Annotated in this window: 22 protein-coding genes; 7 read left to right on the forward strand and 15 right to left on the reverse strand. The window is 71.2% G+C overall.

Translation table 11 applies throughout. From position 1 onward, the window contains the following. Positions 1-4: 4 nt before the first annotated feature. The 6 genes from ACIDOF_RS07560 to ACIDOF_RS07585 form a co-directional block, all read right to left on the reverse strand. The gene (locus ACIDOF_RS07560; protein WP_409004940.1) at positions 5-1,492 is read right to left on the reverse strand and encodes a type VI secretion protein; all 1,488 of its coding nucleotides are present in this window, start codon (positions 1,490-1,492) and stop codon (positions 5-7) included. A gap of 1 nt (position 1,493) precedes the next feature. Continuing rightward, positions 1,494-2,918, reverse strand: coding sequence for an ATP-binding protein (locus tag ACIDOF_RS07565; RefSeq protein ID WP_409004941.1), 1,425 nt, complete (start codon positions 2,916-2,918; stop codon positions 1,494-1,496). 46 nt (positions 2,919-2,964) lie between these two features. Then, complete coding sequence (locus ACIDOF_RS07570) at positions 2,965-4,515, reverse strand: SCO6880 family protein (RefSeq protein ID WP_409004942.1); 1,551 nt, start codon at positions 4,513-4,515, stop codon at positions 2,965-2,967. After that, positions 4,512-5,777, reverse strand: coding sequence for a hypothetical protein (locus ACIDOF_RS07575; RefSeq protein ID WP_409004943.1), 1,266 nt, complete (start codon positions 5,775-5,777; stop codon positions 4,512-4,514). The genes ACIDOF_RS07570 and ACIDOF_RS07575 overlap by 4 nt, the downstream gene beginning before the upstream one ends. Then, complete coding sequence (locus ACIDOF_RS07580) at positions 5,767-6,579, reverse strand: hypothetical protein (protein ID WP_409004944.1); 813 nt, start codon at positions 6,577-6,579, stop codon at positions 5,767-5,769. Before ACIDOF_RS07580 ends, ACIDOF_RS07575 begins: the two co-directional genes overlap by 11 nt. Before the next feature lie 223 nt (positions 6,580-6,802). After that, positions 6,803-7,111: a hypothetical protein gene (locus tag ACIDOF_RS07585; RefSeq protein ID WP_055700904.1), complete on the reverse strand. Its 309-nt coding sequence runs from the start codon at positions 7,109-7,111 to the stop codon at positions 6,803-6,805. Between the two features lie 693 nt (positions 7,112-7,804). Here ACIDOF_RS07585 and ACIDOF_RS07590 point away from each other — a divergent pair. The 3 genes from ACIDOF_RS07590 (at position 7,805) to ACIDOF_RS07600 (ending at position 11,655) form a co-directional block, all read left to right on the forward strand. Continuing rightward, positions 7,805-9,274 (forward strand): methyltransferase, encoded by a 1,470-nt coding sequence (locus tag ACIDOF_RS07590; protein ID WP_409004945.1) that lies wholly within the window; start codon positions 7,805-7,807, stop codon positions 9,272-9,274. Between the two features lie 336 nt (positions 9,275-9,610). After that, the gene (locus ACIDOF_RS07595; RefSeq protein ID WP_409004946.1) at positions 9,611-10,609 is read left to right on the forward strand and encodes an NlpC/P60 family protein; all 999 of its coding nucleotides are present in this window, start codon (positions 9,611-9,613) and stop codon (positions 10,607-10,609) included. Positions 10,610-10,926: 317 nt separating this feature from the next. After that, the gene (locus ACIDOF_RS07600; RefSeq protein ID WP_409004947.1) at positions 10,927-11,655 is read left to right on the forward strand and encodes a phosphatase PAP2 family protein; all 729 of its coding nucleotides are present in this window, start codon (positions 10,927-10,929) and stop codon (positions 11,653-11,655) included. Positions 11,656-11,920: 265 nt separating this feature from the next. On the opposite strand, the gene ACIDOF_RS07605 is transcribed toward ACIDOF_RS07600, so the two are convergent. The 4 genes from ACIDOF_RS07605 to ACIDOF_RS07620 form a co-directional block, all read right to left on the reverse strand. Continuing rightward, positions 11,921-12,499 (reverse strand): sortase domain-bontaining protein, encoded by a 579-nt coding sequence (locus tag ACIDOF_RS07605; RefSeq protein WP_409004948.1) that lies wholly within the window; start codon positions 12,497-12,499, stop codon positions 11,921-11,923. A gap of 116 nt (positions 12,500-12,615) precedes the next feature. Further along, positions 12,616-13,755, reverse strand: coding sequence for a hypothetical protein (locus ACIDOF_RS07610; RefSeq protein ID WP_409004949.1), 1,140 nt, complete (start codon positions 13,753-13,755; stop codon positions 12,616-12,618). 281 nt (positions 13,756-14,036) lie between these two features. Next, positions 14,037-15,686 carry an FAD-binding oxidoreductase gene (locus tag ACIDOF_RS07615; protein WP_409004950.1) on the reverse strand — a complete coding sequence of 550 codons (1,650 nt, stop codon included), beginning with the start codon at positions 15,684-15,686 and terminating at the stop codon, positions 14,037-14,039. A 233-nt stretch (positions 15,687-15,919) separates the two neighbouring features. After that, positions 15,920-16,084, reverse strand: a complete 165-nt coding sequence (locus ACIDOF_RS07620; protein ID WP_409004951.1) for a hypothetical protein — start codon at positions 16,082-16,084, stop codon at positions 15,920-15,922. A 204-nt stretch (positions 16,085-16,288) separates the two neighbouring features. Here ACIDOF_RS07620 and ACIDOF_RS07625 point away from each other — a divergent pair, with 204 nt between their 5' ends. Both ACIDOF_RS07625 and ACIDOF_RS07630 read left to right on the forward strand, forming a co-directional pair. Then, positions 16,289-17,224, forward strand: a complete 936-nt coding sequence (locus tag ACIDOF_RS07625) for a hypothetical protein (RefSeq protein WP_409004952.1) — start codon at positions 16,289-16,291, stop codon at positions 17,222-17,224. A 132-nt stretch (positions 17,225-17,356) separates the two neighbouring features. After that, entirely contained in the window at positions 17,357-17,527 is a 171-nt protein-coding gene (locus tag ACIDOF_RS07630; RefSeq protein ID WP_409004953.1) for a hypothetical protein, read from the forward strand. A gap of 825 nt (positions 17,528-18,352) precedes the next feature. Here the strand turns inward: ACIDOF_RS07630 and ACIDOF_RS07635 are convergent. Then, positions 18,353-18,718 carry a metal-sensitive transcriptional regulator gene (locus ACIDOF_RS07635; RefSeq protein WP_409004954.1) on the reverse strand — a complete coding sequence of 122 codons (366 nt, stop codon included), beginning with the start codon at positions 18,716-18,718 and terminating at the stop codon, positions 18,353-18,355. Positions 18,719-18,912: 194 nt separating this feature from the next. On the opposite strand from ACIDOF_RS07635, the gene ACIDOF_RS07640 reads away from it, so the two are divergent. Both ACIDOF_RS07640 and ACIDOF_RS07645 read left to right on the forward strand, forming a co-directional pair. Further along, complete coding sequence (locus ACIDOF_RS07640) at positions 18,913-19,533, forward strand: DUF47 domain-containing protein (protein WP_409004955.1); 621 nt, start codon at positions 18,913-18,915, stop codon at positions 19,531-19,533. A 5-nt stretch (positions 19,534-19,538) separates the two neighbouring features. Continuing rightward, positions 19,539-20,537, forward strand: coding sequence for an anion permease (locus tag ACIDOF_RS07645; RefSeq protein WP_409004956.1), 999 nt, complete (start codon positions 19,539-19,541; stop codon positions 20,535-20,537). Positions 20,538-20,690: 153 nt separating this feature from the next. On the opposite strand, the gene pstB is transcribed toward ACIDOF_RS07645, so the two are convergent. The 4 genes from pstB to pstS form a co-directional block, all read right to left on the reverse strand. Beyond that, entirely contained in the window at positions 20,691-21,467 is a 777-nt protein-coding gene (gene pstB / locus ACIDOF_RS07650) for a phosphate ABC transporter ATP-binding protein PstB (protein WP_409004957.1), read from the reverse strand. Between the two features lie 49 nt (positions 21,468-21,516). Beyond that, positions 21,517-22,581 (reverse strand): phosphate ABC transporter permease PstA, encoded by a 1,065-nt coding sequence (gene pstA, locus ACIDOF_RS07655; RefSeq protein WP_409004958.1) that lies wholly within the window; start codon positions 22,579-22,581, stop codon positions 21,517-21,519. After that, positions 22,578-23,579, reverse strand: a complete 1,002-nt coding sequence (pstC, locus tag ACIDOF_RS07660; protein WP_409004959.1) for a phosphate ABC transporter permease subunit PstC — start codon at positions 23,577-23,579, stop codon at positions 22,578-22,580. The genes pstA and pstC overlap by 4 nt, the downstream gene beginning before the upstream one ends. Before the next feature lie 123 nt (positions 23,580-23,702). Continuing rightward, positions 23,703-24,824: a phosphate ABC transporter substrate-binding protein PstS gene (gene pstS / locus ACIDOF_RS07665; RefSeq protein ID WP_409004960.1), complete on the reverse strand. Its 1,122-nt coding sequence runs from the start codon at positions 24,822-24,824 to the stop codon at positions 23,703-23,705. Between the last annotated feature and the right edge of the window lie 423 nt (positions 24,825-25,247).

A 25,247-nucleotide genomic window follows, 5' to 3' on the forward strand; every position in this document is an offset into this window, starting at 1 on the left:
CTTTTTACGCCGGTAGTTCGTCGTGCGGCCAGCGGGCGCGGGCCTGTTCGCGGGAGCGGAGCAGAGCCAGCGTGGGAAGGCCCCACTCGGCGCCCGCAGCGAGAAGGTCGGGGAGCTGGGGGAGAGGGGCCACCGCGGCGACATCGTCGAGGACCAGCGAAAGTGGTGGGTCGAGCCGACCGGAGGATGACCGTGCGGCCATGCGCCGGCCGTGCTCGACCACGCTTGATGCGAGCGCCGTGAGGAGCGGCATGGCTCCCGGCGCCGACTTCGGGTCCTCGATGGGCTCACCCACCACGTAGAGCGTGCCCCCTTCCGCGATGAAGGAATCCAGCGTGAGCGTGTCCGTCCGGTTCGGTGTGCAGGCCTCGCGGATGTGCACCGAGAACAGTGCGGAGAGCGCCCTTGCGGTCAACTCCTGGGCCATGTCGCGGCGTTCGGCATGTGCCGTGAGGGCCGCTTCCAGTTCGCCGCCCGAGCCGGAAGCCGCCTTGGCGCTCGTCCGGAGGACGCGTACCGCCTCCTGGACCTGGCTGCCCTGGGACCAGCGGTGTACGTGCTTGAAGGGGCGGCCGTCGATGGCGGCGGCGTGGAGATAGCTGCGGAGGAGAGTCTCCGCGGTGCCGGCCGTGGCCGCGTCCAGCTTGGCCGAAGGGCGTACGGGGGCGAGGAGGGCTGCGGCGCGGGCCGCGGCGGTCTGCTTGTCCTCGCAGCCGGCGGACGGGGACCAGTGCATGCGGGCCGGGGTGTCGCAGCGGTGGTCGGGGTCGTAGAGGAGCACGGGGCCGAGCTTGGCTCTGGCGTCCTTGGTCTCCTCCCAGAGCGTGGGGTTCGAGGTGACGACCAGGGTGGGGCCCTCGGACTCCTGGATGGCCTGTACGGCGGGGGCGTGGCGGCCCTCCGCGGGGGCGAGGATCAGGGGGGTACGGGGGGCCGGGACCGTCGTCGGTGAGGGTGCCGTCGGCTCGGGTGCCGTTTCCTTGACTGGGCTGGGCTCCTTCTCACGCGCACCCGGCACCGGGGGCTGTGCCCACCCGTTCCGCCCTGCGGAACGCCTGCCCACAGCAGTAGCGGCTGAGTCGTCCACAGCGGGGGCGGGGTGGGTGGGAGGGAGGGATGACTTCCGTACCGCCTTCCATCGCGCCACCGTGCCCATGACGAAGACCACCAGGACCGTGAGGACCATCAACTGCCCTATGAACAGGCCCCAGAAGAGCCCGTAGCCCGAGAAGGACTCGGGTGGGGAGGCGGGCCAGGCTCCGGGGATGTCGTGGGGCTGGGAGACGAGGTGGCGTATGGCCAGGGGGGTGCGGGCGAAGGTGACCTGGGACGGCCAGGCGCCTTTGGCGAGCAGGGCAGAGAGGCCCGTGGCCGTCCAGACCAGGAGGGTGAGGCCGAGGAGGAACGCGAGCAGGCCGACGAGGAGGCCGTCGGGGACGCCACCGCCTCCGGCGCGTTCCTCGGGGCGGCGGTCGCGGTGCGGGTCGGGCATGTCAGGCCACCGTTGCGTCCGGATCGTTCAGTTCGGCGTGGGCCGCGTACCGCTCCATGCGGGCGGCGCGTTCCTCGGCCTCGCGTTCGGCGGCGGCCGTGAGGTCGTCGTCCTCGTCGATGAGGGAGGACTCGGTCATGGCGCGGTCGGTGTAGACGAGCGGGCGTTCCATCTCGGTGATGAGGTGCTTGACCACCTGGACGTTGCCGTTGACGTCCCAGACCGCGATGCCGGGGGTGAGGGTCGGGATGATCTCCACGGCCCAGCGGGGCAGGCCCAGGACGTGGCCGGTGGCGCGGGCCTCGTCGGTCTTCTGGGCGTAGATCGTTCTGGTCGAGGCCATCTTCAGGATCGCGGCGGCCTCCTTCGCTGCCGCTCCGTCGACGACGTCGGAGAGGTGGTGGACGACCGCGACGAAGGAGAGGCCCAGGCGGCGGCCGAACTTCAGGAGGCGCTGGAAGAGTTGGGCCACGAACGGGCTGTTGATGATGTGCCAGGCCTCTTCGACGAGGAAGATGCGCTTCTTGCGGTCCGGGCGGATCCAGGTGTGCTCCAGCCACACGCCGACGATCGCCATGAGGATCGGCATGGCGATGGAGTTGCGGTCGATGTGGGAGAGGTCGAAGACGATCAGCGGCGCGTCCAGGTCGATGCCGACCGTCGTCGGGCCGTCGAACATGCCGCGGAGGTCGCCGTCGACCAGGCGGTCCAGGACCAGCGCGACGTCCAGGCCCCAGGCGCGGACGTCCTCTATGGCCACGTTCATCGCTTCCGCCGACTCCGGTTCGGGGTGGCGGAGTTGCTCGACGATGTCGGTGAGGACCGGCTGGCGTTCGACGATGGTCTCGTTGACGTACGCGTGCGCCACCTTGAGGGCGAAGCCGCTGCGCTCGTCGAGGCCGTGGCCCATCGCCACCTCGATGATCGTGCGGAGCAGCGCGAGCTGGCCCGTCGTCGTGATCGACGGGTCGAGGGGGTTGAGGCGGATGCCGGTGTCCAGGGCGACCGTCGGGTCCAGGCGGATCGGCGTTATGCCGAGCTCCTGGGCGATCAGGTTCCACTCGCCGACACCGTCCTCGCCCTGCGCGTCCAGGACGACGACCTGGCGGTCCCGGAACCTCAACTGCCGCAGGACGTACGTCTTCTCCAGGGCGGACTTGCCGTTGCCGGACTCGCCGAGGACCAGCCAGTGGGGGGCCGGGAGCTGCTGGCCGTACAGCTGGAACGGGTCGTAGATGTAGCCCTTGCCGCTGTAGACCTCGCGGCCGATGATCACGCCGGAGTCGCCGAGGCCGGGGGCGGCCGTCGGCAGGTAGACGGCCTGGGCCTGGCCGGTGGAGGTGCGCACCGGGAGGCGGGTCGTCTCCACCTTTCCGAACAGGAAGGAGGTGAAGGCGTCGGTCAGCGTGGTCAGCGGATCTCGCATGGGCTTTGGCGCCTCTACCTTCTGTGTCCCACGAGGTCGGTCAGGGCTAGCGGCGGATGCCGGTGGCGAACGGCAGCGTGTTCACGAACGCGCGGTGGTGCTCGCGGTCGCACCACTCCAGCTTGAGGTACGACTTGCCCGCCGAGGCCCTGATCGTCCGCTTGTCGCGGGCGAGTGCCTCGGGGGAGCGGGCCGACACCGTGATGTACCCGACGAGGTTGACGCCGGCCGCGCCGCTCGCGAGGTCCTCGCCGCGCTGGTCGAGGCGGGAGTGGGCGGCGGCGTCGCGCGGGTCGACCGTGCGGTTCATCTTCGCCTGGCGGCTGGCCTCGGCGTCGTCGTTGGTCTTCTCGGTGAGCATCCGCTCGATGGCGACCTCGGTGGGTTCGAGGTCCATGGTGACGGCGACGGTGCGGATCACGTCCGGGGTGTGGACGAGCAGCGGCGCGAGGAAGTTGACGCCCACGGGGGTCATCGGCCACTCCTTCACCCAGGCCGTGGCGTGGCACCAGGGGGCTCGGGTGGAGGACTCGCGGGTCTTGGCCTGGAGGTAGGTGGGCTCCATCGCGTCGAGCTCGGCCGGCCAGGCGTTCCGTTTCGTCATGGCCTGGATGTGGTCGATGGGGTGGTCCGGGTCGTACATGGAGTGCACGAGCGAGGCGAGCCGGCCCTGGCCGAGGGGCTGGCGTACGCGGATGTCGGCCTCCTGGAGGCGCGAGCAGATGTCGGTCAGCTCGCGGGCCATGACGACGGCGATGCCCGCGTCCTTGTCGAGCCGGCGGCCGCCGTGCGGGCGGGCGGCGCGGGCCACGGCCTGGGCCTCGGCGGCGAGTTCGCGGGTGTAGTGCATGCAGGCGACGAGGTACGCGCGGTGCTGCTCGCTGCTGGTCGACACCATCGACTGCAGTTGGTCGTACGAACTCTGCAGCCAGCCCGGGGACTTGTCGTCGCCGCGGGCCGCGACGTCCTTGGCGTGCGCGTCGGGGTCGGCGGGGAGCGTACGGGCGAGCATCTGGAGGCGGGTGACGAAGCCGTCGCCGTTCGCGACGTGCTTGAGGAGCGTGCCGAAGCGGTCGACGAGGGCTTCCTGGTCCTCGCTGTCGCGCAGGCCGACGCCGGGGCCCTCGATCTCGATGGCGGCGGTGACGGTACGGCGGTCGGCGTGCAGCAGCACGGCGATCTCGTCGGGGCCGAAGGGCGCGGCCAGCCAGCTGATGCGGCCGATGCCGGGCGGCGGGCCGACCTCGACCTCGCGGCCGTCGAGCCGCACGCCGGCCTCGGGGGCGGCGGAGCGGTAGGCGGTGCCCTGGCGGAGGCTGCGCTTGTAGCTGCGGTTGATCTCGAACCAGCGGTAGAACGTACGGCCCTTGTACGGGACGTAGACCGCGGCGAGGGCCAGCATCGGGAAGCCGGTGAGCAGCACGATGCGCAGGGAGAGGACGGGGACGAGCAGGCCGCACATCATGCCGAGGAACGCCCCGGCGATGATCAGGGCGATCTCGCCGGTCTCCCGGTTCTTGCCGACGATCGCGTTCGGCCGGGCCCGGCCGATCAGATACGTGCGGCGGGGCGCGACCTGGTGGGTCTGGGTCGTCAACGCCCTTCACCTCCCGTGCGGTTGGTCGTGCCTCTGTTGCTGTGGGTTCCGGTGCGGGGCGCGGGGGTGGCGGCTGCGGTGTTCGAGCCGCGGTTGGCGTGGGCCGCGACGCCGCTGCTGGCCGGGTTGGCGGGGCGGGGGCTGCCGCCGCCGCTGTCGTCGCCGCCGCGGCCGCGGGCGCTGTGCGTCTTGATGCCCTGCGAGACGAGGGCGGCCGGCGAGCTGATGACGGCGGCGGCCTTGCCCTCGGCGCTCTGCATGATGCGGTTGTTGCGGCCCGCGGCGATCTCGTCGCCGAAGCCGGGGACGAAGCGGTAGATCATCGCCGACGCGAAGATCGCGAGCAGGATGATGGCGAGGCCGGAGACGACGGCCGAGAAGGCGTCCGGCCCGTCCTCGCCGGAGAGCGCGCCGGCCAGCCCGAGCACGATGACGATCACGGGCTTCACGAGGATCACCGCGATCATGATCCCGGCCCAACGGCGCACGTGCGACCAGAGGTTCTTGTCGACGAGCCCCGCGTACACGACCGTGCCGAGCAGGGCTCCTACGTAGAGCAGGGCGGCCCGGATGACGAGCTCCAGCCAGAGGACGCCGGCGGCGAGGATCGAGACGAGCGAGACGACGATCAGCATGATCGGCCCGCCGCCGATGTCCTCGCCCTTCTTCAGAGCCTCGGAGAACGAGCCGAAGAACACGTCCGTCTGGCCGCCGGTCGTCTTGGCGAGCACTTCGGAGACGCCGTCGGTCGCGGAGACGACGGTGTAGAGGATCAGGGGCGTGAACGCGGAGGCGAGCACGGTGAGCCAGAGGAAGCCGATCGCCTCCCCGATCGCCGTCGCCAACGGCACACCCCGCACGGCCCGCTTGGCCACGGCGAGCAGCCAGAGGAGCAGGGTCAGGATGGTCGACGCGGCGAAGACGACGGCGTACTGCTTCAGGAACGTGGGGTTCGTGAAGTCGACGTTCGCGGTGTCCTTGACCGCAGCGCTGAGCTTGTCGACGGTCCACGACGCGGCGTCGGCACAGCCCTTGGCGAGGGAGGAGAGGGGGTCGAGGGTGCCTAGGGCGTCGTCGGCGGGGGAGTTGGTGGAGGGGTTTTCCTTGCCGTTTTCGCAGTACTTCTTGGCGGGGCCCGCGATGAGTTCGCAGGGGTCGTCCTTCGGATCCGGAGCGGCGATCGCGCTGCCGGCGAAGGCTGTCTGTACGGCGACGAAGGCTGCGGTCAGCGAGAGGGCACGGCGGGCGTGACTAGCGGGCATAGGTGAACCCTCCGAACTGCTTGACCGCGTCGGCGATCTCGTCGGCGCCGGAGACGGGGTTGTCTCCGGTGACAGGGGTCGGGCCGGTCTTCTGCCGCGTGTCCAGGACCTTCCAGTCGCCGTTCCACTTCAGCTTCAGCGTCACGGTGAACCAGCTGCTCGTCACAGGGTTCGTGGTGTCCTCGCCGGTGAGACCGAAGAGGCCGTTGCACCAGACCTCGACAGTCGCTTGGTCGGCCGAGTAGGAGGTGACCTTGCTTCCGGCGGGCATGGTGCGATTGACGAACGTGGCGTCCTTGGGGGCGGACCCGTCCTCGTTGAGGCCGATCTTCCCGAGCAGGTCCTTGGAGTAGTCCGCGTCGAAACCGGACTGCAGCCGCTGCCGCGCGCTGGGGTGGGCCACTGCCTCGACGATGGCGTGCCGGCGACCGGTGTTGAACATCCCGTCCGACCCCAGAGCGGCAGCGTAATTCGCGGCAGCGCTCTGCACTCCCTCCCGGTCTCTCCCGAACCCCGAGCTCACCGGCTTCTGGCCGGAGGGGGCCGTGGGGGCGGCTGCCGGGGTGGTGCCGTCGCCGGATGCGGAGTCCGAACCGCCGTCCCCGCTGCCCCTGTTCGCGAACGCGATGGCCGCGAGGAGGAGGATGACGACCGTCACGACCGTGACGAGGCTGCGCGGCGAGCGCGGCAGGGTGCGGCGCGCGCCGTCGTACCCGCCGTCGCCGTCCGGGAGGCGGGTGCGGGTGTGGCCGGAGCCGCCGTAGCCGTCGTCCGGCCGGCCGTGGTCGTCGTCGAGACTCATGCCGCGTACGCCCCCTCGAGGAATTGCAGGACCACTGAGTACGACGGTAGCCGTGCTGGTTCGCGCGCGGGCGCGGTGTGGTGACTGGACATCAGGGGGACGCAACCTCAGCCGGTGGGCACGACGGACGGATGGTGGCTCGGGGACAGGAGGACGGAGGGGTCGGCTCCGGGGCGGTGCGGGCGGTGGGGACGCCCGCGCGCCGGGAGACTGCGCGGCTGGGTCAGACGGCCATCCCGTACACGATGGTGAAGAGCGTGCCGAGGGAGCCGATGATGAAGACTCCGGTCAGGCCCGCGATGATCAGGCCCTTGCCCTGTTCGGCGCTGAAGGTGTCGCGCAGGGCCGTGGCGCCGATGCGCTGCTTGGCCGCGCCCCAGATCGCGATGCCGAGACAGAGGAGGATGGCGATGGCCATCACGACCTCGATCATCACGCGTGCTTCGTTGCCCAGGCTTCCGAAGGGGCCCCAGTCCGGGGCGATCCCGCCGATGATGGTCGTGATGTCGCCCTTTTCGGCTGCCAGAAGCATGTAACTCACCGCCCCTAATGGGTAGTTCCGCACCCCCTGCCCGTGTGCAGAGGTCACGCCTATTCTCGCTGAGAATGCCGCTGTCGCATGTCGACTTGGAGTCATTCGTCGGTGGACTTCGTGCGAACTTCGTACGGAGTCTGTACGCGGCGCAGTTGACCGCTCCGCGCGGGGGTGCGGAGCGGTCAACAGAGGCGCGTATGGTCACTCTGTGTATCACGCGGGGTGACGCCGGGCAATGAACGGCCGGTGCTCGTCACGGCGCGTATGCCCTGGTGGGGGCCAGGGCCCGGTGGGATTGGCCGGTTCTTTGCGCTGGGGGTCGTGGGGTGCGCGCAAGTGCTGCGTGCATATGGGGGCAGGTTCGGTGGATCGGACTGCTACGCGTAACAAGTTCCTTTGTTGTGGGTTGAGTTGCTTTGGGGTGTGTCCTCGGCCCCGTCGAACTGCGTCGTCCTGCGGCGGCGTGCGCGGTCTCGGTTGTCCACAGGCTGTGGACAGTCGGGGGTGGTGGAGCCGTGCTTACGGCACACACCCCGCCCCGCAAGATCCTTCGCGGGCGCATTACCAGGTCACAGGGCGGAAGTTCCCCAACGCGCTGGAGCGCAAGGCGATTTCATCCCGTTCGCCCATTGGCGCTAACCCAATGGCCTAAGGGTTCAGTCGCCGCGTACACGAGCCGACAACCGGACCATGATGACCACGCAGCCCCTGATCGCCCCTTCCGCCGTCGACGCCCTGCGGGACGCGCTGGTGTCCCACGGCTACACGCGGGAGGGCATCGTCACGCGCGTCGGGATCGAGGCCGCACAGGGCCTGAACCGCTACGACCCCACGCTCACCCTGCAACTGCTCGGCGAGGACGACCCGTTGGCCGTCCTCATCCAGCTCTTCATGTGCGGGCGCACGGTCCCGCTCGACCACGCGGACCCCGCGGTCGTGCCCCTGCTCGAATCCGCGGGCGAGGGCGCTGTGCGCGCCGCCGTCCATCTCCATCCGTACGAGAAATGGTGGGCGATCTCCGACTTCCCGAGGTTTCTGCGGCCCGCCCCGCAGGACCGGCGGGCGGAGGCCGTCGTGCCCATCGGGCTCGACGCGTCGCTGCTGCGGCGGGCCACGCTCACGCACCGCGTGGAGACCGCCCTCGACCTCGGCACCGGCGGCGGGGTGCAGGCGCTGCACCTCAGCGCGCAGGCCGAGAAGGTCACCGCCACCGATCTGTCGCCGCGCGCCGCCCGGTTCGCCGCGACGACGGCCGCGCTCAACGGGCTCGACTGGGAGATCCTCCAGGGCGACATGGCCCAGCCCGTCGCCGGCCGTCGCTTCGACCTGGTGGTGAGCAATCCGCCGTACGCGGTCGGGCCCGGCACCGTGCACAGCGTGCACCGGGACTCCGGGCGCCCCGGCGACGCGCTCTGCGCCGAACTCGCGGGCGCGGCGCCGGAACTGCTCACCGAGGGCGGGTATCTGCAGTTCCGCGCGAACTGGGTGCACCGGTCCGGCGAGGACTGGCGCGAGCGGCTCGCCGGGTGGATCCCGCGCGGCGCCGGACTCGAGGCGTGGATCGTGCAGCGCTCGGCGACCGGGGTCGTGCCGTACGTCGACCACTGGCTGGAGCTCGCCGGCGGGGAGGAGGCGCTCGGGCAGCGGGAGGCCTGGCTGCGCTGGTTCGAGACGCAGAAGGTGGAGGCGGTCGGCGTCGGCACCGTCGTCGTGCGCCGCTCCGGGCTTGCGGAGTCCGCGGTACGGGTCGAGGAAATGTCGGCCGACGCTGGCGAGTTGACGGGGGCGCAGGTCGCCGGGTGGTTCGCGCGGCGGGACTGGCTGCGCGCGCACGACCCGCTGGAGGCGAGTTTCCTGCCGGGCCAGGGGCTCACCCTGTGGCAGCAGGCCGAGCAGCGGGGCGGCGCGGGCTGGGAGTTGACCCAGCAGGTGCTCAAGGTCCCCGGGGACGGCCTCAACTGGAGCGACCGCATCTCCCCGCTCGCCGTCGCCCTGCTCGGCGGCGCCGGGCGCGAGACCACGCTCGGCGAGCAGCTGGCGCGGATCGCGGAGGCCGAGGGCGCGGAGGCCGGCCGACTGGCGGAGGTGGCGCTTCCGGAGGTGTCCCGGCTCGTGGAGCGCGGCGCGCTGGTCCCGGCGGACCTGCCGGATCCGGGCTGACGCGGGATCACCTGGGCCGAGGCCGGGCCGGGGAGCGAGCCCGGGCCCGGATTGCGCGGGGTTCGGGCCTACGCGGGGTTCGGGCTTGGGCGGGGCCCGGGCTTTCGCGGAGATCGGGCTGGCGCAGGGATCGGGCTTTCGCGGAGTTCGGGGGCGCAGGGCCCGGGCTGGCGCAGGCCCGGGCTGGTGCAGGGCCCGGGCTTGTCCGGCCTCGCTGCGCGAACACGGCACTCCTGACCGAGAGTTATCCACAGGCTGCCGCTTGCCCCTTCCTGCCGGGCCTCGGAGCTCTAGACTGGCCGAGGCGTACTCCCAAGGCGTGAGGGGCGGTTGACGGTGCGTAAGGCAGTGCTGGTCGGGAGTGCCGTCGTCGCCGCGCTCACCGCGTTCCTCGGCCTCCTCGTGGTCGGTACGTACATGGCGGCGGGCGGCCTCGCAGGCGGTGCGGGCAAGGGGGCAGTGGGCCTGGCCAAGGGCGCGGTGCCGGCTGCGTACCAGTCGCTGGTGCAGAAGTGGGGCAACCTCTGCCCGGCCATCAACCCGGCCCTGCTGGCGGCGCAGTTGTACCAGGAGAGCGGGTGGAACCCGAAGGCGCAGAGCCCGGCCGCGGCGCAGGGCATAGCGCAGTTCATCCCCGGCACATGGGCCACCCACGGGGTCGACGGGGACAAGGACGGGGACAAGGACGTCTGGGACCCGGCCGACGCGATTCCGTCAGCCGCGTCGTACGACTGCAAATTGGCCGGATACGTGAAGGACGCCCCCGGCAACCCGACGCACAACATGCTCGCGGCCTACAACGCGGGGGCGTACGCGGTGATCAAGTACGGCGGCGTGCCGCCGTACAGCGAGACGCAGAACTACGTGAAGACGATCACCGATCTGTCGAAGAGCTTCGCCAGACCCGTGGGGCGGGTCGACCCCTCGCGGCAGGCGGCCGGGGCGATCTCGTTCGCGCAGGAGCACCTCGGCGAGCCGTATCTCTGGGGCGGGGACGGTACGCCGGAGGACGGCGGGCGCTTCGACTGCTCGGGACTGACGAAGGCGGCGTACAAATCGGTGGGCGTGGAGCTGCCGCGCGTGGCCAACGACCAGTACAACGCGGGGCCGCACCCCAAGCGGGAGGAACTGCTCCCCGGGGACCTCGTGTTCTTCTCGGACGACCTGACCAATTCCCGCGCCATCCGGCACGTGGGGATCTACGTCGGCGGCGGGTACATGATCGACGCGCCCAGAACGGGTGCGGTGATCCGCTTCACCCCGATCGACACCCCGGACTACTTCGGGGCGACCAGAGTCACCGAGGACGGCGCGAAGGCGCTCGCGGCGGGGTAGCGCGAGACGGCCGTCGGGCGCTGTCGGTCGGCCTGCCCCACGACTGCGCGACGGGCGGGCGAGCGGTTGGCGATTGGCTGGATCCTTGCGGCCGAGGACCGTCCTGAGCAGCGACGATGAGTCACTCTTCGATAACGTCTGGGTGATCTTTCGGTGGACCGTGGAACGTGGACGGGGGATCCGGTCGTTCCCTTGAACGCGAGAGCAGCACCGGCAGCAGTACCGCAGCAGCACTGACCAGCTCTGAGGCACGGGGGTCGATCAGGGCGCGCGACAGGAGCGCGTCCGTGGGCACAAGGACAAGGGGTCGCGGCACCATGGCTGGACCAGAGGCTGGACCAGGGACCTCGAGGTCGAACCCGGACGTAGGCCTGCTCTACGAGATCAACGGCGTCGCGAAGGACGCCCCCGCGTGGGTCGACCGCATCGTCGGCTTCGTCGGGGAGTACGGGCTGCTGCTCGCCATGGTCCTGCTCGTGCTGTGGGCCTGGCGCACGGTACGGCGCGGGCCGGACGCCGAGACGTCCGTCGCCGCCCTCGTGTGGGCGCCGCTCGCCGCGGGGCTCGCGGTGCTGGTCAACGTGCCGATCCGGGAGTTCGTGGAGCGGCGCCGGCCGTTCCTGGACCACCAGGGGCTTGAGGTGCTGGTCGACGGCAAGACGGACTTCTCGTTCGTCAGCGACCACGCGACGCTCGCGATGGCGCTGGGCGTCGGGCTGTTCGTCGCGCACCGCAAGCTCGGCCTGGTCGGCATCGGGCTCGCCCTCCTGGAAGGGGTCTGCCGGGTCTACATGGGCGTGCACTATCCGACGGACGTCATCGGCGGATTCGCGCTCGGCACGGCGGTGACGCTGCTGCTCGCGCCGCTCGCGATGGTGCTGCTGACCCCGCTGACGAAGGCGATCGGCCGGGCGCCGAGGGCGAGTTGGCTCGTACGGGCGCGTGGGGCTCGACCCGTCGTGACCGATCCGGTCGGGCTGCCCGGGCCTCGGGTGGAGGGGGCTTCGGCTTCGGGGGAGTCGGACGAGAACGATCTGGCTGCTTGAACGGTCCTCCCCGGGGGCGCAGCCCCCGCACCCCGGTTTCGGGCTGCCGCCCGGGCTGGGGCTGTCCTGCCTCTGCCGCCTCCGGCGGATGGGGCTTCGCCCCTCGCCCCCGGTCGTCCTTCGGGCTCGTCCGCAAACGCCGGACGGGCTGAGTTCGTGCCCCTCCCCGCCCCTTCCCGTAAGCCTGCGGCGCCGTCTGTCGCGCCGGCGCGCTCGTCCTCAGACGCCGGACGGGCTGAGTGTGGGTGCATGGGGTGAGGGGTGGTCACCGTGGGGTCTGGGTTGCCGTGATGACTACGTTCGCGTTCCAGTGGCCCGTCCTGTCGATCGTGCCGCCGCAGGTGATCAGGCGTAGTTGGGAGTCGGGGACCGGGCCGTAGACCTTCTCGGTGGGGAAGGCGTTCGTCCGGTACGTGTTCACCGACGTGACGCGGAAGCGGACGCGGTGGCCGTCGCCGCTCGTCGTCTCCACCGTCGCCCCGGGCGCGAGGCGGTCCAGGCGGGCGAAGACGGCGGGGCGGTAGCCGCGGCCGGGCGGCTCGGCGGGGGCGTCGCGGTGGCCGACCAGCACCGTCGGACCGGGCCGACCCGGGCGGGAGCCGGGGGTGAACCAGCCGACCTTCATCGCGTCGTCGAACGACGGCACCTCGATCGCGCCCCGCGCGTCCAGGCCGAGGGGCAGCACCTCCGCGTCCACGCCGATCGACGGCACGCGTAGGCGGCGGGGCGCCGTCGCGGCGTCGGCGACCTCGCGCGCCCCGGGAGCCGCCGTCGCCGTGGTCGCGGGCCGCCCCGCCCTCGCACCGGTCAGGTCGGTGAACGACGCGGCGACGGCCGACCTCACCGATGCGTCCAGCCAAGGGAATTGGTGCAGGAGCAGCGCGGCCAGGGCACAGAGCGCGGAGGCTCCGAACAGTGCCCTGACCGCGGTACGCGGCTGCCGCGTACGGCCGTTCCGCTTCAGCTGCGGCCGTCCTCGGTGCTGTGCGTGGTCCGTTCCGCGCGGCGCCTGCGCAGCAGGACCAGGCCGAGTACGCCCGCGCCTGCCGCGACCGCCGCCGAGCCGAGGGCCAGCGGACCCGCCTCCGGATGTTCGGCGGCCGCCGCGTTCTGCAGGGTGTGGTGGGCGCCGGTCCTGGCGGGGCCGGAGGGGGTCGCCTTCATCGCGCCGGTGTCCGGTTCCTGGGGCTGCGACGTACCGGGTTCCTTGCCCGGTTCCTTGCCGGGCTCCTTGCCGGGTTCCTTTCCGGGGTCCCGGTTCGGGTCGGCCTGGTCGGCCGGGGCGGTGGGCTTTCCCGTGCCCGGTTCGGTGTCCCCGCCCGTGCCCCTCCCGGCGGACTGCTCCGGGGACGCGTCCGAGGGCTCGGGCTTCGGCTTCGCCGTCGTACCGGACGACTCCCGCGTACCGCCCGGCTCCCGCGTACCGCCCGGCTCCGTCGTACCGCCCGGCTCCTGCGTACCGTCCGGCGACTCGCCCGTCCCCGGCGGGACCGCAGCCCCGCCCGACTTCTCGGCGTCGGGCGACTTCCCTGCCCCCGGCGACTTCTCCGTGCCGGGCGACTTGCCCGCCCCCGGGGACTTCTCCGTGTCCGGGGACTTCGACGCGGTGTCCGTCGGGGACGCGTCCGGCGACGGGGACTTGCCCGCTCCCGCGCCCGCCTTGGCCGGCTTGCCGTCCGGGCCGATCAGGCTCCAGCCCTTGACCTCGTGGCCCTTGGGTTGGTTCGGCTTGTCGTTCTTGAAGTAGTAGAGCGGGTGCGTCTCGTAGATGACCTGGGGCTGGTCGGTGCCGTCGACGTTCGCCTCGGTCTGGGCGGTGTCGCCCGTGACGCCCTTCGCCTTCGTCGGATAGCCGATCGCGGCGGGCCAGTTGGCGGCGCACTCGCCGGTGCAGTCGGGGGTGTCGGGCTTGTCGGCCTCGCGGAGGTAGAGCGGGTTGCCGTCCTTGTCGGCGAGGACCTTGCCCTGCGGGGAGTCGATGAGCGTCAACTCGCCCGGCTCGGTGGGCTTGTCGACCGCCACGGCCGGGGGCGCGGCGACGGCCAGGAGGAGCGCTGCGGACGCGAGCGTTCCGAGCGCGGCTATTCGGTGTCCGGTCATGGTTCCTGCCCTGGGTCGGGTCCTGGGGTCCTGGGGTCCGTGGGACTTCGTCGGGTCCTTGGGACTTCAGGGCATCGCCGTCCCACGGCGCGGGCCAGCCGGGGAGGGCCGTACGGGCGGCGCCTGCGCTCGTACGGCCGACAGCGGTTGCGGCGGCAGCCCCGCAAGGGCAGGTGTCTGCCGCACAAGGGCAGGCCTCTGCCGTGCGACGGCAGGTGTCTGCCACGCGGCAGCAGGTGTCTGCCGCGCGACGTCAGGCGTCTGTCGTGTGGCAGCAGGCGTCAGAGGGCCTGCGGGAACGTGAAGAGGCGGTCCGGGTCGTACGTCCCCTTCAGCTTCTTCAGGCGCCCGGCCGCCGGACCGTAGTACGCGCCGCGCCAGTCCTTCAGGGCCGGGTCCGTGTAGTTCTGGTACGCCGCTCCGGACGCGTACGGCCGCATCGCGGTGTGCGTGCCGTCGAGCCAGGCGCGGGCGGCGGTGCCCGGGGTGCCGGCCCGCCAGGCGCCGACGTACTGGGCGAGGAAGCGCTGGCGGCGGTGCACGAACGCTGTCGCCGTCGGGTCGACCCGGTTGATCGCGCCGCCGAGCGCGGTCAGGGCGACGCTGCCGGGGCCGCCCGCCACCTGCTCGACGCGGGTGAGCAGCGCCCGCACGCCCGCGTCGGAGAGCGAGCGGGAGTAGAAGTCGGAGCGCGCCGCGTACGTCTCGCGGCCGAGCGCGCCCGCCGCGTCCCGGCCCGGGGTGGAGCCGGGCAGGTGGCACTGGGCGTCGTCGGCGAAGCCGGCGCAGCCCGCGTACACCTCCATCGCGTCGAGGTACGAGCGGCGCTTCAGCGAGACGTTGGAGGCGGAGCCGGGGCCTCCGGGGCCGTCGGCGAGGCGGTCGACGGCGTTCTGCAGCTCGCCGTACGTGCCGAGGGAGAACACCGCGAGCGAGATCGTGGGCGCGCTGCCCGGGGCGGCGGCCAGGTGCAGGGACGACCAGATCTCGTCGGGCTGGTCCGGGCCCCACTCCTGCCAGGCCTTCAGCAGCTTGGCAGCCTTCCGCCAGGGCCAGGTGAGGTAGCCGGTGACACCCTGCGGCGCGGGGTGCGTACGGAAGCGCAGTTCGGTGACGACGCCGAAGTTGCCGTTGCCCGCGCCGCGCAGGGCCCAGAAGAGGTCGGCGTTCTCGTCCGCCGAGCACACGCGGCGGCGGCCGTCGGCGGTGACGAGGGTGGCCTGCGTGAGGCTGTCGCAGGTGAGGCCGTACGCCCGCGAGGTGACGCCGTGTCCGCCGCCGAGGGTGAGCCCGGAGACGCCGACGGAGGGGCAGGAGCCGGCGGGCACGGTGACGCCCTTCGCGGCCAACGCCCGGTAGACGTCGATGAGTTTGGCCCCGGCGCCGACCGTCGCCGTGCTCCCCGAGGCGCGTACGGACTTCAGCCGGGACACGTCGAGGATCAGCCGACCGTCGCCGGAGGACCAACCCGCGTACGAGTGACCGCCGTTGCGTATGGACAGCGGGGTCTTGTGCCTGCGGGCGAAGGCGAGGGCGGTGCGGATGTCGTCCTCGTGCGCGGCGTAGGCCACCGCGGCGGGTCGCAGGGCGTCGAAGCGGGTGTTGTAGAGCTGGCGGGCCGAGGCCCAGTCGGCGTCGCCGGGGCGTACGAGTTCGCCGTCGAGGTCCTTGGCGAACGCCGTCCAGGCGGGGCCGACGGGGCGCTTCGCGGCCGGGGCCGTGCCCGTGCTCGTGGCCGTGGTCGTGTCCGAGGCGGTCGTGGTCGTGCCCGGAGCCTTGCCGTCGCGGCCCGCGCCCGCGCCTGTGCACGCGCTCGCTCCGGCGCCCAACGCCAGTGCGGCGCCTGCGGTGATGACGCTGCGTCGGCCGACGCCCCGCGCTGCTCCCCGTCCGCCGCCGTCCCAGCCGGTCGTGCCCGTCCTGCGGTCCATGTCGTCCCTCCCGCAGGACGAGACGAGGAACGGGACGACCGCGTTCCACCTCTGCGCCGGTGCGCTGGGGCGTACGGGGTGCGCGGAGGTGGAGGGCGTACGCGGGATGCGCTCGGGGGCGTGTCAGGCGTGAGGCAGGCGTGCGTCAGGTCTGAGGCAGGCGCGGGGCGGGCGTACGTCGGGTGGGAGGCAGGCGGGTGCCAGGCGGGACGGAGACGGGTGTCCGGTGTGCGTCAGGCGTGCGCCGTGTGCTCGTCGGCGTCCGAACGCGCCTTGGACCGGGCCCGTCTTGCCGGTCCGCGCCAGCCGCAGCTGCAGCGCGCCAGGCAGAAGCGGCCCTGCTCGACGGTCGTGGTGCGGTGCTCGGTGGTCGCGGCCGGGTCCTGTTGGGCTGACACGCCGCCACCGTAGCGGGCCGAGGTGAACAGGGGCAGGGGGCCCACCCCGGAGCCTGCCCGGAGGCCGCTCCGGACGCTGCCCCGGAGGCCGGCGAGGGCCCGGCCGGGGCCGGGGTGAGGGGGCGTGACGGGTTGCGGCAGCCGTCGTTAGGCGGAACGAGAAGGGGGGCCGTGGGACGGCCCAGTGTTGGGGGTAGGCAGGCGATGGTGCAGCAGCACAGGCGCAGAGGCGGCGTTGCCGTCACCGCCGTGGCGGGCGGGGCGCTCGCCTCCCTGATGATGGCCACGACGGGGTGTTCCGGCGGTGGTGCGGCCGCCGAGGACCAGCCGGCCGCCGACCCGGTGGACACGGTGCACCGCGCGGTCCGTGCGCTGCGCGCCGCGGGCAGCGCGAAGGCGCGTACGTCGATGGAGATGGCCAGCGGCGGCACCCGCGTCACCATCCGCGGCGAGGGCGTCTACGACTTCGCGAAGCCGCTCGGCAAGCTCAAGGTGATGCTGCCGAAGGACCCGGCGGGCGTCGACGAGCACCGTCCGATCACCGAACTCCTCGCGCCCGGCGCCCTGTACATGAAGAACCGCGGCGCGGGCGTCCCCGCCGACAAGTGGGTGCGCATCGACACCGCGGGCCTCGACGACGGCAACCTCGTCACCGGCGGCGCCACCGACCCGCTGGCCGCCGCCGAACTGCTCCTCGGCGCGAGCGCCGTCTCGTACGTGGGGGAGACGCGGATCGCGGGCGTTCCGGTGCGGCACTTCCGCGGTACGACGGAGATCGGGCGTGCGGCCGAGCGGGCCGTCGGCGCCAACCGGGAGGTGCTGCGGGCGGCGGCGCGCGGGTTCGCCGAGGACACGGTGCCGTTCGAGGCGTACCTCGACGAGCAGGGGCGGCTGCGGAAGATCCGGCACCGGTTCAGCTTCGCCAACGACGCGGGGGCGGAGGGCGCGGAGGGCGCGACGGGCTCGGGGCGCTCCGGTGGCCCGGGGGCGGGGGACGCCGGGGGTGCGGATTCGGCCAACGGCGGGAACGGGGACGTGATGGTCGCCTCGACCACGGTGCTCTACGGATTCGGCACCGCTCTGAAGGCCGGACTGCCCGCTGCCGAGGACATCTTCGCTGGGAAGATCGCCGGGCAGTAACGAACGGGGCGGCGTGAAAGTGCCCGTACGAGGGGCGAGTTCGCGTCGCAAATAGCCCGTCCGTGCCATGCGCGGTGCGTAGGCCGCTCCCTACCCTAGGAAGTCGACGACGGCTGGGAAGGGGTGGTGTGCGTGGCTCCGACGACCGGCAAGACGACGGTGCACGATCACGTCGCCCTCGCGGAGATCGAGCTGTGCGGCGAGTTGATCATCGCCGCGTCCACGGCGGACGAGGACCGCCTCAGCCCGGCCCGCATCGACGAGGTCCTGAAGGTCTACGAGGAAACCTCGGGCACGAGCTGAGCCACATCCGCCGCTGGAACTCGCGAACAGCGGAACCGAGGCGGCCGGGGGGCGGGCGAACAGGTCCAAGGGCCGGTCCGAGACACCAGACCTGCCCGGGCACCAGGGCAGCCGGAACCCGTGATGTCGGCCGACCCCGCCTCGGCCGCCCCCGGCTCGGCCGGGCCTGGGGTAGCCGAGCCGCCCCCAAGCCAGTCGAAACACCTCGAGCCGCCCGGAGCCCAGGAGGCCCAGGCGCCGGGGTGGCCGTGATGCCCATGCCGATCCGAGGTCTCAGGTCCGCCGGGGCCTGAGGCTCGGGGCCGGGGCGGGAGCAGGCGCCAGGTCTGCTGAGGCCGAGATGCTGGGCCAGCCGGACTGCTCCAGTCGGCAGGGGCGAGATGGCGGGCAGGTCGAGACGCCCGCGCCGGCCGTGCCCTCAGCTCGCCCGGGTCCGGGCGGCTGTCAGGCCCAGGTTGGCCCCGAGGCCCCAGGCGCCGAAGCCAGGGCGGGAGAAGGTGCTGGGTCTGCCGGGGCCGGGGTGACCCAGATGTCAGGTCGGCCACCCTCTTCAGGCCGACGGGGCGGCCCGAGGCCCAAGGAGCCGGGCCGGTCGGGGCGACTACTTCGGTCCGAGGGTCCAAAATTCGCCGGCCCCCGAGGTAGCCGATACGCCCCGGTCGCCGCCGCCTCGCGCGGAGGCAGCGCCAGGACCTCCGGGGACCTGGCAGGCGAAGGCATCAGGTCTGCCGGGGGGCGGGGTGGACAAGGCCCAGGCCCGCCGGGCCCGGGCAGGAGGAGGTGCCGGGTCCGACGGGGCCAGGGGCCGTCAGGCCCCGGGTGGGCTCAGGTGCGCAGGAGGCGGGCGATCGCCTTCGTCGCTTCCTCCACCTTCGCGTCGATCTCGTCGCCCCCCTTGACCGCCGCGTCCGCGACGCAGTGGCGGAGGTGCTCCTCCAGGAGCTGCAGGGCGAAGGACTGCAGGGCCTTTGTGCTCGCGGAGACCTGGGTAAGTATGTCGATGCAGTAGACGTCCTCGTCGACCATGCGCTGGAGGCCGCGGATCTGGCCCTCGATCCGGCGCAGCCGCTTGAGGTGCTCGTCCTTCTGCTTGTGGTAGCCGTGCACCCCGCGGTCGTGGTCCGTGATCTCGGTCTCGGTCCCGGCGCAGTGCGCGGCGCCCGCAGTCGCGTCGGCCTCGGTGGTGGTCATCGGGTCCTCCCGTTGTCCTGCAAGGGTTCAAATACCCCAGGTGGGTATATGGTACCGGATATTTCGGGTCCCCGCCGGACCCCGTGCGGATGACTGTTCCCGATGGGCGACACTGGAGGACGGCCGGTTAGCCGTGGCCGGATGATGCCTCTAGCATCAGCCTGACCGAATCCAAAGCACCCCGAGGACCCCACGTGCGCTTTCGTCTGACCCCGAGGGAGACGAGCTTCTACGACATGTTCTCCGCATCCGCGGACAACATCGTCACGGGCTCCAAGCTCCTCATGGAACTGCTCGGGGCGGACACCTCCGCCCGAGCCGAGATCGCAGAGCGTATGCGGGCCGCGGAGCACGCGGGAGACGACGCGACGCACGCGATCTTCCACCAGCTGAACTCCTCGTTCATCACGCCGTTCGACCGTGAGGACATCTACAACCTCGCGTCGTCCCTCGACGACATCATGGACTTCATGGAGGAGGCCGTCGACCTGGTCGTCCTCTACAACATCGAGGAGCTCCCCAAGGGCGTCGAGCAGCAGATCGAGGTGCTCGCCCGCGCCGCGGAGCTGACCGCCGAGGCCATGCCGCACCTGCGCACCATGGAGAACCTCACGGAGTACTGGATCGAGGTCAACCGCCTTGAGAACCAGGCCGACCAGATCCACCGCAAGCTGCTCGCGCACCTCTTCAACGGCAAGTACGACGCCATCGAGGTGCTGAAGCTCAAGCAGGTCGTGGACGTACTGGAGGAGGCGGCCGACGCGTTCGAGCACGTCGCCAACACCGTGGAGACCATCGCGGTCAAGGAGTCCTGAACCTCGTGGACACCTTCGCCCTTGTCGTGACCATCGGGGTCGCGCTGTTCTTCACGTACACCAACGGCTTCCACGACTCCGCCAACGCCATCGCGACGTCGGTGTCCACCCGCGCCCTCACCCCGCGGGCCGCGCTCGCGATGGCCGCGGTGATGAACCTCGCCGGCGCCTTCCTCGGCAGCGGCATCGCCAAGACCGTCAGCGAAGGCCTGATCGAGACGCCGCACGGCGACAAGGGGATGTGGATCCTCTTCGCCGGCCTCGTCGGCGCGATCGTCTGGAACCTGATCACCTGGTACTACGGGCTGCCCTCGTCCTCCTCGCACGCGCTGTTCGGCGGTCTCGTCGGCGCCGCGCTCGCCGGGGGCATCGGGGTCATCTGGTCCGGCGTGCTCGAGAAGATCGTCATCCCGATGTTCCTCTCGCCGATCGTCGGTCTGCTCGTCGGCTACCTCGTGATGTCCGCGATCCTCTGGATCTTCCGCAAGGCCAACCCGCACAAGGCGAAGCGCGGCTTCCGGATCGCGCAGACCGTCTCGGCGGCGGGCATGGCCCTCGGCCACGGCCTCCAGGACGCCCAGAAGACGATGGGCATCGTCGTGATGGCCCTGGTCATCGCCGACGTCGAGAAGGCCGGCGACCCGATCCCCGTCTGGGTCAAGATCGCCTGCGCCGTGATGCTCTCGCTCGGTACGTACGCGGGCGGCTGGCGCATCATGCGGACGCTCGGCCGGAAGATCATCGAGCTGGACCCGCCGCAGGGCTTCGCCGCCGAGACGACCGGCGCCGGAATCATGTTCACGACCGCGTTCATGTTCCACGCGCCGATCTCGACGACCCACGTCATCACGTCCGCGATCATGGGCGTCGGCGCCACGAAGCGTGTGAACGCTGTCCGCTGGGGGGTCGCGAAGAACATCATCCTGGGCTGGTTCATCACCATGCCGGCGGCTGCGCTGGTCGCTGCGGTCAGCTTCTGGATTGTGAACCTGGCGTTCCTGTAGCGCTCTCTGCTGCGGGTCCGCTGTGGCTGGTCGCGCAGTTCCCCGCGCCCCTATGGGGCACACGCAAAATGGGCCCGCACCCCCGAGGGGGTGCGGGCCCTTGCTGTGCGGTGGCACCGCCATGCAGCACCGCACAGCAGTCGAGGGGAAGGATCAGCCGAAGCGGCCGGAGATGTAGTCCTCGGTCGCCTGGACGGACGGGTTGGAGAAGATCCGCTCCGTCTCGTCGATCTCGATGAGCTTGCCGGGCTGGCCGACGGCCGCCAGGTTGAAGAACGCCGTGCGGTCGGAGACGCGGGCGGCCTGCTGCATGTTGTGCGTCACGATGACGATCGTGAAGCGCTCCTTCAGCTCGCCGATCAGGTCCTCGATGGCGAGGGTCGAGATCGGGTCCAGCGCCGAGCAGGGCTCGTCCATGAGCAGCACCTGCGGCTCGACCGCGATGGCGCGGGCGATGCAGAGCCGCTGCTGCTGACCGCCGGAGAGGCCGGAGCCGGGCTTGTTCAGGCGGTCCTTGACCTCGTTCCAGAGGTTGGCGCCCTTGAGGGACTTCTCGACGATGTCGTTCAGCTCGGACTTCTTGTACGAGCCGTTGAGGCGCAGGCCCGCCGCCACGTTGTCGAAGATCGACATGGTGGGGAAGGGGTTCGGGCGCTGGAAGACCATGCCGACGGTGCGGCGGACGTTCACCGGGTCGATGCCGGAGGCGTACAGGTCGTCGCCGTCGAGGAGGACCTTGCCCTCGACGCGGCCGCCGGGGGTGACCTCGTGCATGCGGTTGAGGGTGCGCAGGAAGGTCGACTTGCCGCAGCCGGAGGGGCCGATGAAGGCCGTCACCGAGCGGGGCTCGACGGTCATGGAGATGTCGTCGATGGCCTTGTGGCTGCCGTAATAGGCGGAGAGGCCGCTGACGTCGATTCGCTTGGCCATGGGGATCACTGCTTCTTTCGAGGGGGTACGTCGGTCGCTTATGGCCGCGTCAGCGACCGGTCTTCGGGGCCTTCCAGCGGGCGATGCCGCGGGCCACGAGGTTGAGGATCATGATGAAGCCGATGAGGGCGAGCGCCGCTGCCCAGGCGCGGTCGTACGAGGCCTCGGAGCCGGCCGCGTACTGCTGGTAGATGTACAGCGGCAGCGAGCCCTGGGCGCCGTCGAACGGGTTGGTGTTGATGAACGGGTTCACCCACACCAGGAGCAGCACCGGGGCGGTCTCACCGGCGATACGGGCGACGGCCAGCATGATGCCGGTCGTGATGCCGCCGATCGCGGTGGGCAGGACCACCTTGAGGATCGTGCGCCACTTCGGTACGCCGAGGGCGAGCGAGGCCTCGCGGAGCTCGTTCGGGACGAGCTTGAGCATCTCCTCGGTCGAGCGGACGACCACCGGCATCATCAGGATCGACAGCGCCATGGCGCCGGCCCAGCCGGAGAAGTCGAAGCCCAGGATCAGGATCCAGAAGCTGAGGACGAACAGACCGGCGACGATCGACGGGATGCCCGTCATCACGTCGACGAAGAAGGTGACGGCCTTCGCGAGCTTGCCCCGGCCGTACTCGACCAGGTAGATCGCGGTCAGCAGGCCGATCGGCACGGCGATCAGGGAGGCCAGGCCGACCTGCTGGAGCGTGCCGATGATGGCGTGGTTGATGCCGCCGCCGGGCTCCTGGTCGGTGACGACGCCCATCGAGTGGGACAGGAAGTACGGGCTGAAGACCTTGCTGCCGCGCTCCACGGTCTCCCAGATCAGGGAGGCCAGCGGGATGACGGCGAGCAGGAACGTCACCCAGATCATCGAGGTGGCGAACCGGTCCTTGGCCTGCCGCTTGCCCTCGACCGCGGTGGCGAGGACGTAACTGGCGATCACGAACAGGACCGCGGCGATCAGGCCCCACTGGACGCGGCTGTGCAGACCGGCGGCGAGGCCGATGCCCACGGCGGCCGCGGCCGAGCCGAGCGCGACGAGCGGGGAGGCCCAGCGGGGCAGGCGGGCCGCGTGCAGGGTGTCCGGCGTGGCGGCCTTCGGGGTGGGTGTCGTGGTGCTCATGCGTTGGCCCCCGAGTACTCCTTGCGGCGGGCGATGATCATGCGGGCCGCGCCGTTGACCAGCAGGGTGATCAGGAACAGGACCAGACCGGAGGCGATCAGGGCGTCCCGGCCGTACTCGCTGGCCTCGTTGAACTTGCTGGCGATGTTCTGCGCGAACGTGCCGCCGCCCGGGTCGAGCAGCGAGGCGTTGATCAGGAAGGTCGGGGAGAGGACCGTGGCGACGGCGATGGTCTCGCCGAGCGCGCGTCCGAGGCCCAGCATCGAGGCGCTGATGATGCCGGAGCGGCCGAACGGGAGCACCGACATCCGGATGACTTCCCAGCGCGTGGCACCGAGGGCCAGGGCGGCCTCCTCGTGCATCTTCGGCGCCTGCAGGAAGACCTCGCGGCTGACGTTGGTGATGATCGGCAGGATCATGATCGCGAGCAGGATGCCCACGGTCATCAGGGAGCGCGGGGCGCCGCCCTGGTACTCGAAGATCCCGGTCCAGCCGAAGACCGTGTCGAGCCAGCTGTACAGGCCGGTGAGGTTGGGCGCGACGACGAGGGCGCCCCACAGGCCGTAGACGATCGAGGGCACGGCGGCGAGCAGGTCGATCACGTACGCGATCGGGGCTGCCAGCTTGCGCGGTGCGTAGTGGGAGATGAACAGCGCGATCCCGACGGCGACCGGAACGGCGATCACCAGGGCGATGATCGAGCTCACGATGGTGCCGAAGGCGAGGACCGCGATGCCGAACTTCGGCGGGATCGCGTTGGCGTCCCACTCGAAGGTGGTGAGGAAGTTCCCCGTGTTGTCCGAGAGCGCGAGCGCCGCACGGTAGGTCAGGAAGGCCGCGATGGCGGCCATGATCACGAGGAGCAGGATGCCCGAGCCGCGGGAGAGGCCGAGGAAGATCCGGTCACCCGGACGGGTCGCACCGCGGGCGGCGCGCTTCTGCTCGGTCGTGGCGGGGGGCGGGGGTGGGGCTGTTTCAGTCTGCGTGGCTATGTCCATGGGGATTCTCCGGTCTGCGGAGCTGCCCTGGCTACGGGGTGTCCGTACGGCGGGCGGGCTCCTGGCGGCGGTGCACCGGACGGTGCGGCCCGGCTCGACACTGCGAACCGGGCCGCACTCGGGTCAGCTCAGGCCGGCGACGGTCTCGCGGACCTTGGTGATGATCTCGTCGGGGATCGGGGCGTAGTCGTTGTCCTTGAGGACCTGCTGGCCGTCCTCGCTGGAGATGTAGTTGAGGAACGACTTGGTGGTGGCGAGGGTCTCCGCCTTGTTGCCCTTGTCGCAGACGATCTCGTACGTGACGAGGGTGATCGGGTACGCGCCCTCGGCCTGCGGCTTGTAGTTCAGCTCCAGGGCGAGGTCCTTGCCCTTGCCGGTGACCTTGGCCTCGGCGATCGCCTTGGAGGCGTTGTCGACGGTGGCCTTCACGGGCTCCTTGGCCTCGGTCTTCAGGTCGACGGTCTTGATGCCGTCGGCGTAGGAGAGCTCGAAGTAGGAGATGGCGCCGGCGGTCTGCTTGACCTGGCTGGAGACGCCCGCGGAGCCGTTGGCGGACTGGCCGCCCTTGGCCTCCCAGGTCTTGCCCGGCTCGTGCGGCCAGGCGTCGGGGGCGGCGCCCTTCAGGTACTTGGTGAAGTTGTCCGTGGTGCCGGACTCGTCCGAGCGGTGGAAGGCCTGGACCTTGGTGTTCGGGAGCTTGGCGTCCGGGTTCAGCTTCTTGATCGCCGGGTCGTCCCAGGTCTTGATCTTGTCGTTGAAGATGTCGGCCAGGGTCTTCGCGTCGAGGACGAGGTTGTCCACGCCCGGGACGTTGTAACCGACGGCGATCGGGCCGCCGACCATGGGCAGGTCGATGGCCTGACCGCCCTTGCAGATCTTCTTCGACTTCTCGATCTCCTCCGGCTCCAGGGCGGAGTCGGAGCCCGCGAAGGCCGTCTGGCCCTGCAGGAACGCGGTGATGCCCGCGCCCGAACCGGTCGGGTTGTACTGGACCTGAACACCCTGGCAAGCCTGGGCGTACGCCTTGGTCCAGGCGTCGATGGCGTTCTTCTGGGCCGACGAGCCGGAGGCCGCGAGCTGGCCCTTGGCGTCGTCGCACTTGATGTTGGCGGCGTTGGTCTCCTTGCCGCCGGTGCCACCGGTGCCGCCGGTCTCGTCGGAGCCGCACGCCGTGAGGGCCAGGGCGCCGGAGACGGCGAGAGCACCGAGGGTGAGGGCCCGCCGGTTCTTGCGCTGAAGCTTCACTTTCGGGAGTTCCTTCCAGGAGCCGCCGGAGGTGGGACGGCGTGCGAAGTCGTTTCGTTCATGTGTCGCTGCGGGCGGGCCGATGTGACCGCACCACGCTTCGCGCAAGTCCGAAATTAGGCAGGACAGGTGAAGCGGCCGAAGGTCGAGAGTGAACGGGGGGTGAACCTCGGAGGGCGGTGCGGTTAGGTCACGGCGAGGTCACGTGCACGGGGGGTAATGAACCGTTCCGGTTCCGTGCTGACCGGCGTTTCCCCGCACCCCCAGGGGGCTCCGCCCCCGGCCCCCCATCGCGCTCCGCGCTCGTCCTCAAGCGCCGGACGGGCTGATTGCGTCTGCCCCCGCTCCTCGTCGTTCGTCTGCGGCTGCGTCGTGGCCGGTCGCGCAGTTCCCCGCGCCCCTGAGGGGCGGCTTCGCCTCGCC

It is taken from the genome of Streptomyces sp. Da 82-17 (assembly GCF_046098215.1).
GTDB lineage: Bacteria > Actinomycetota > Actinomycetes > Streptomycetales > Streptomycetaceae > Streptomyces.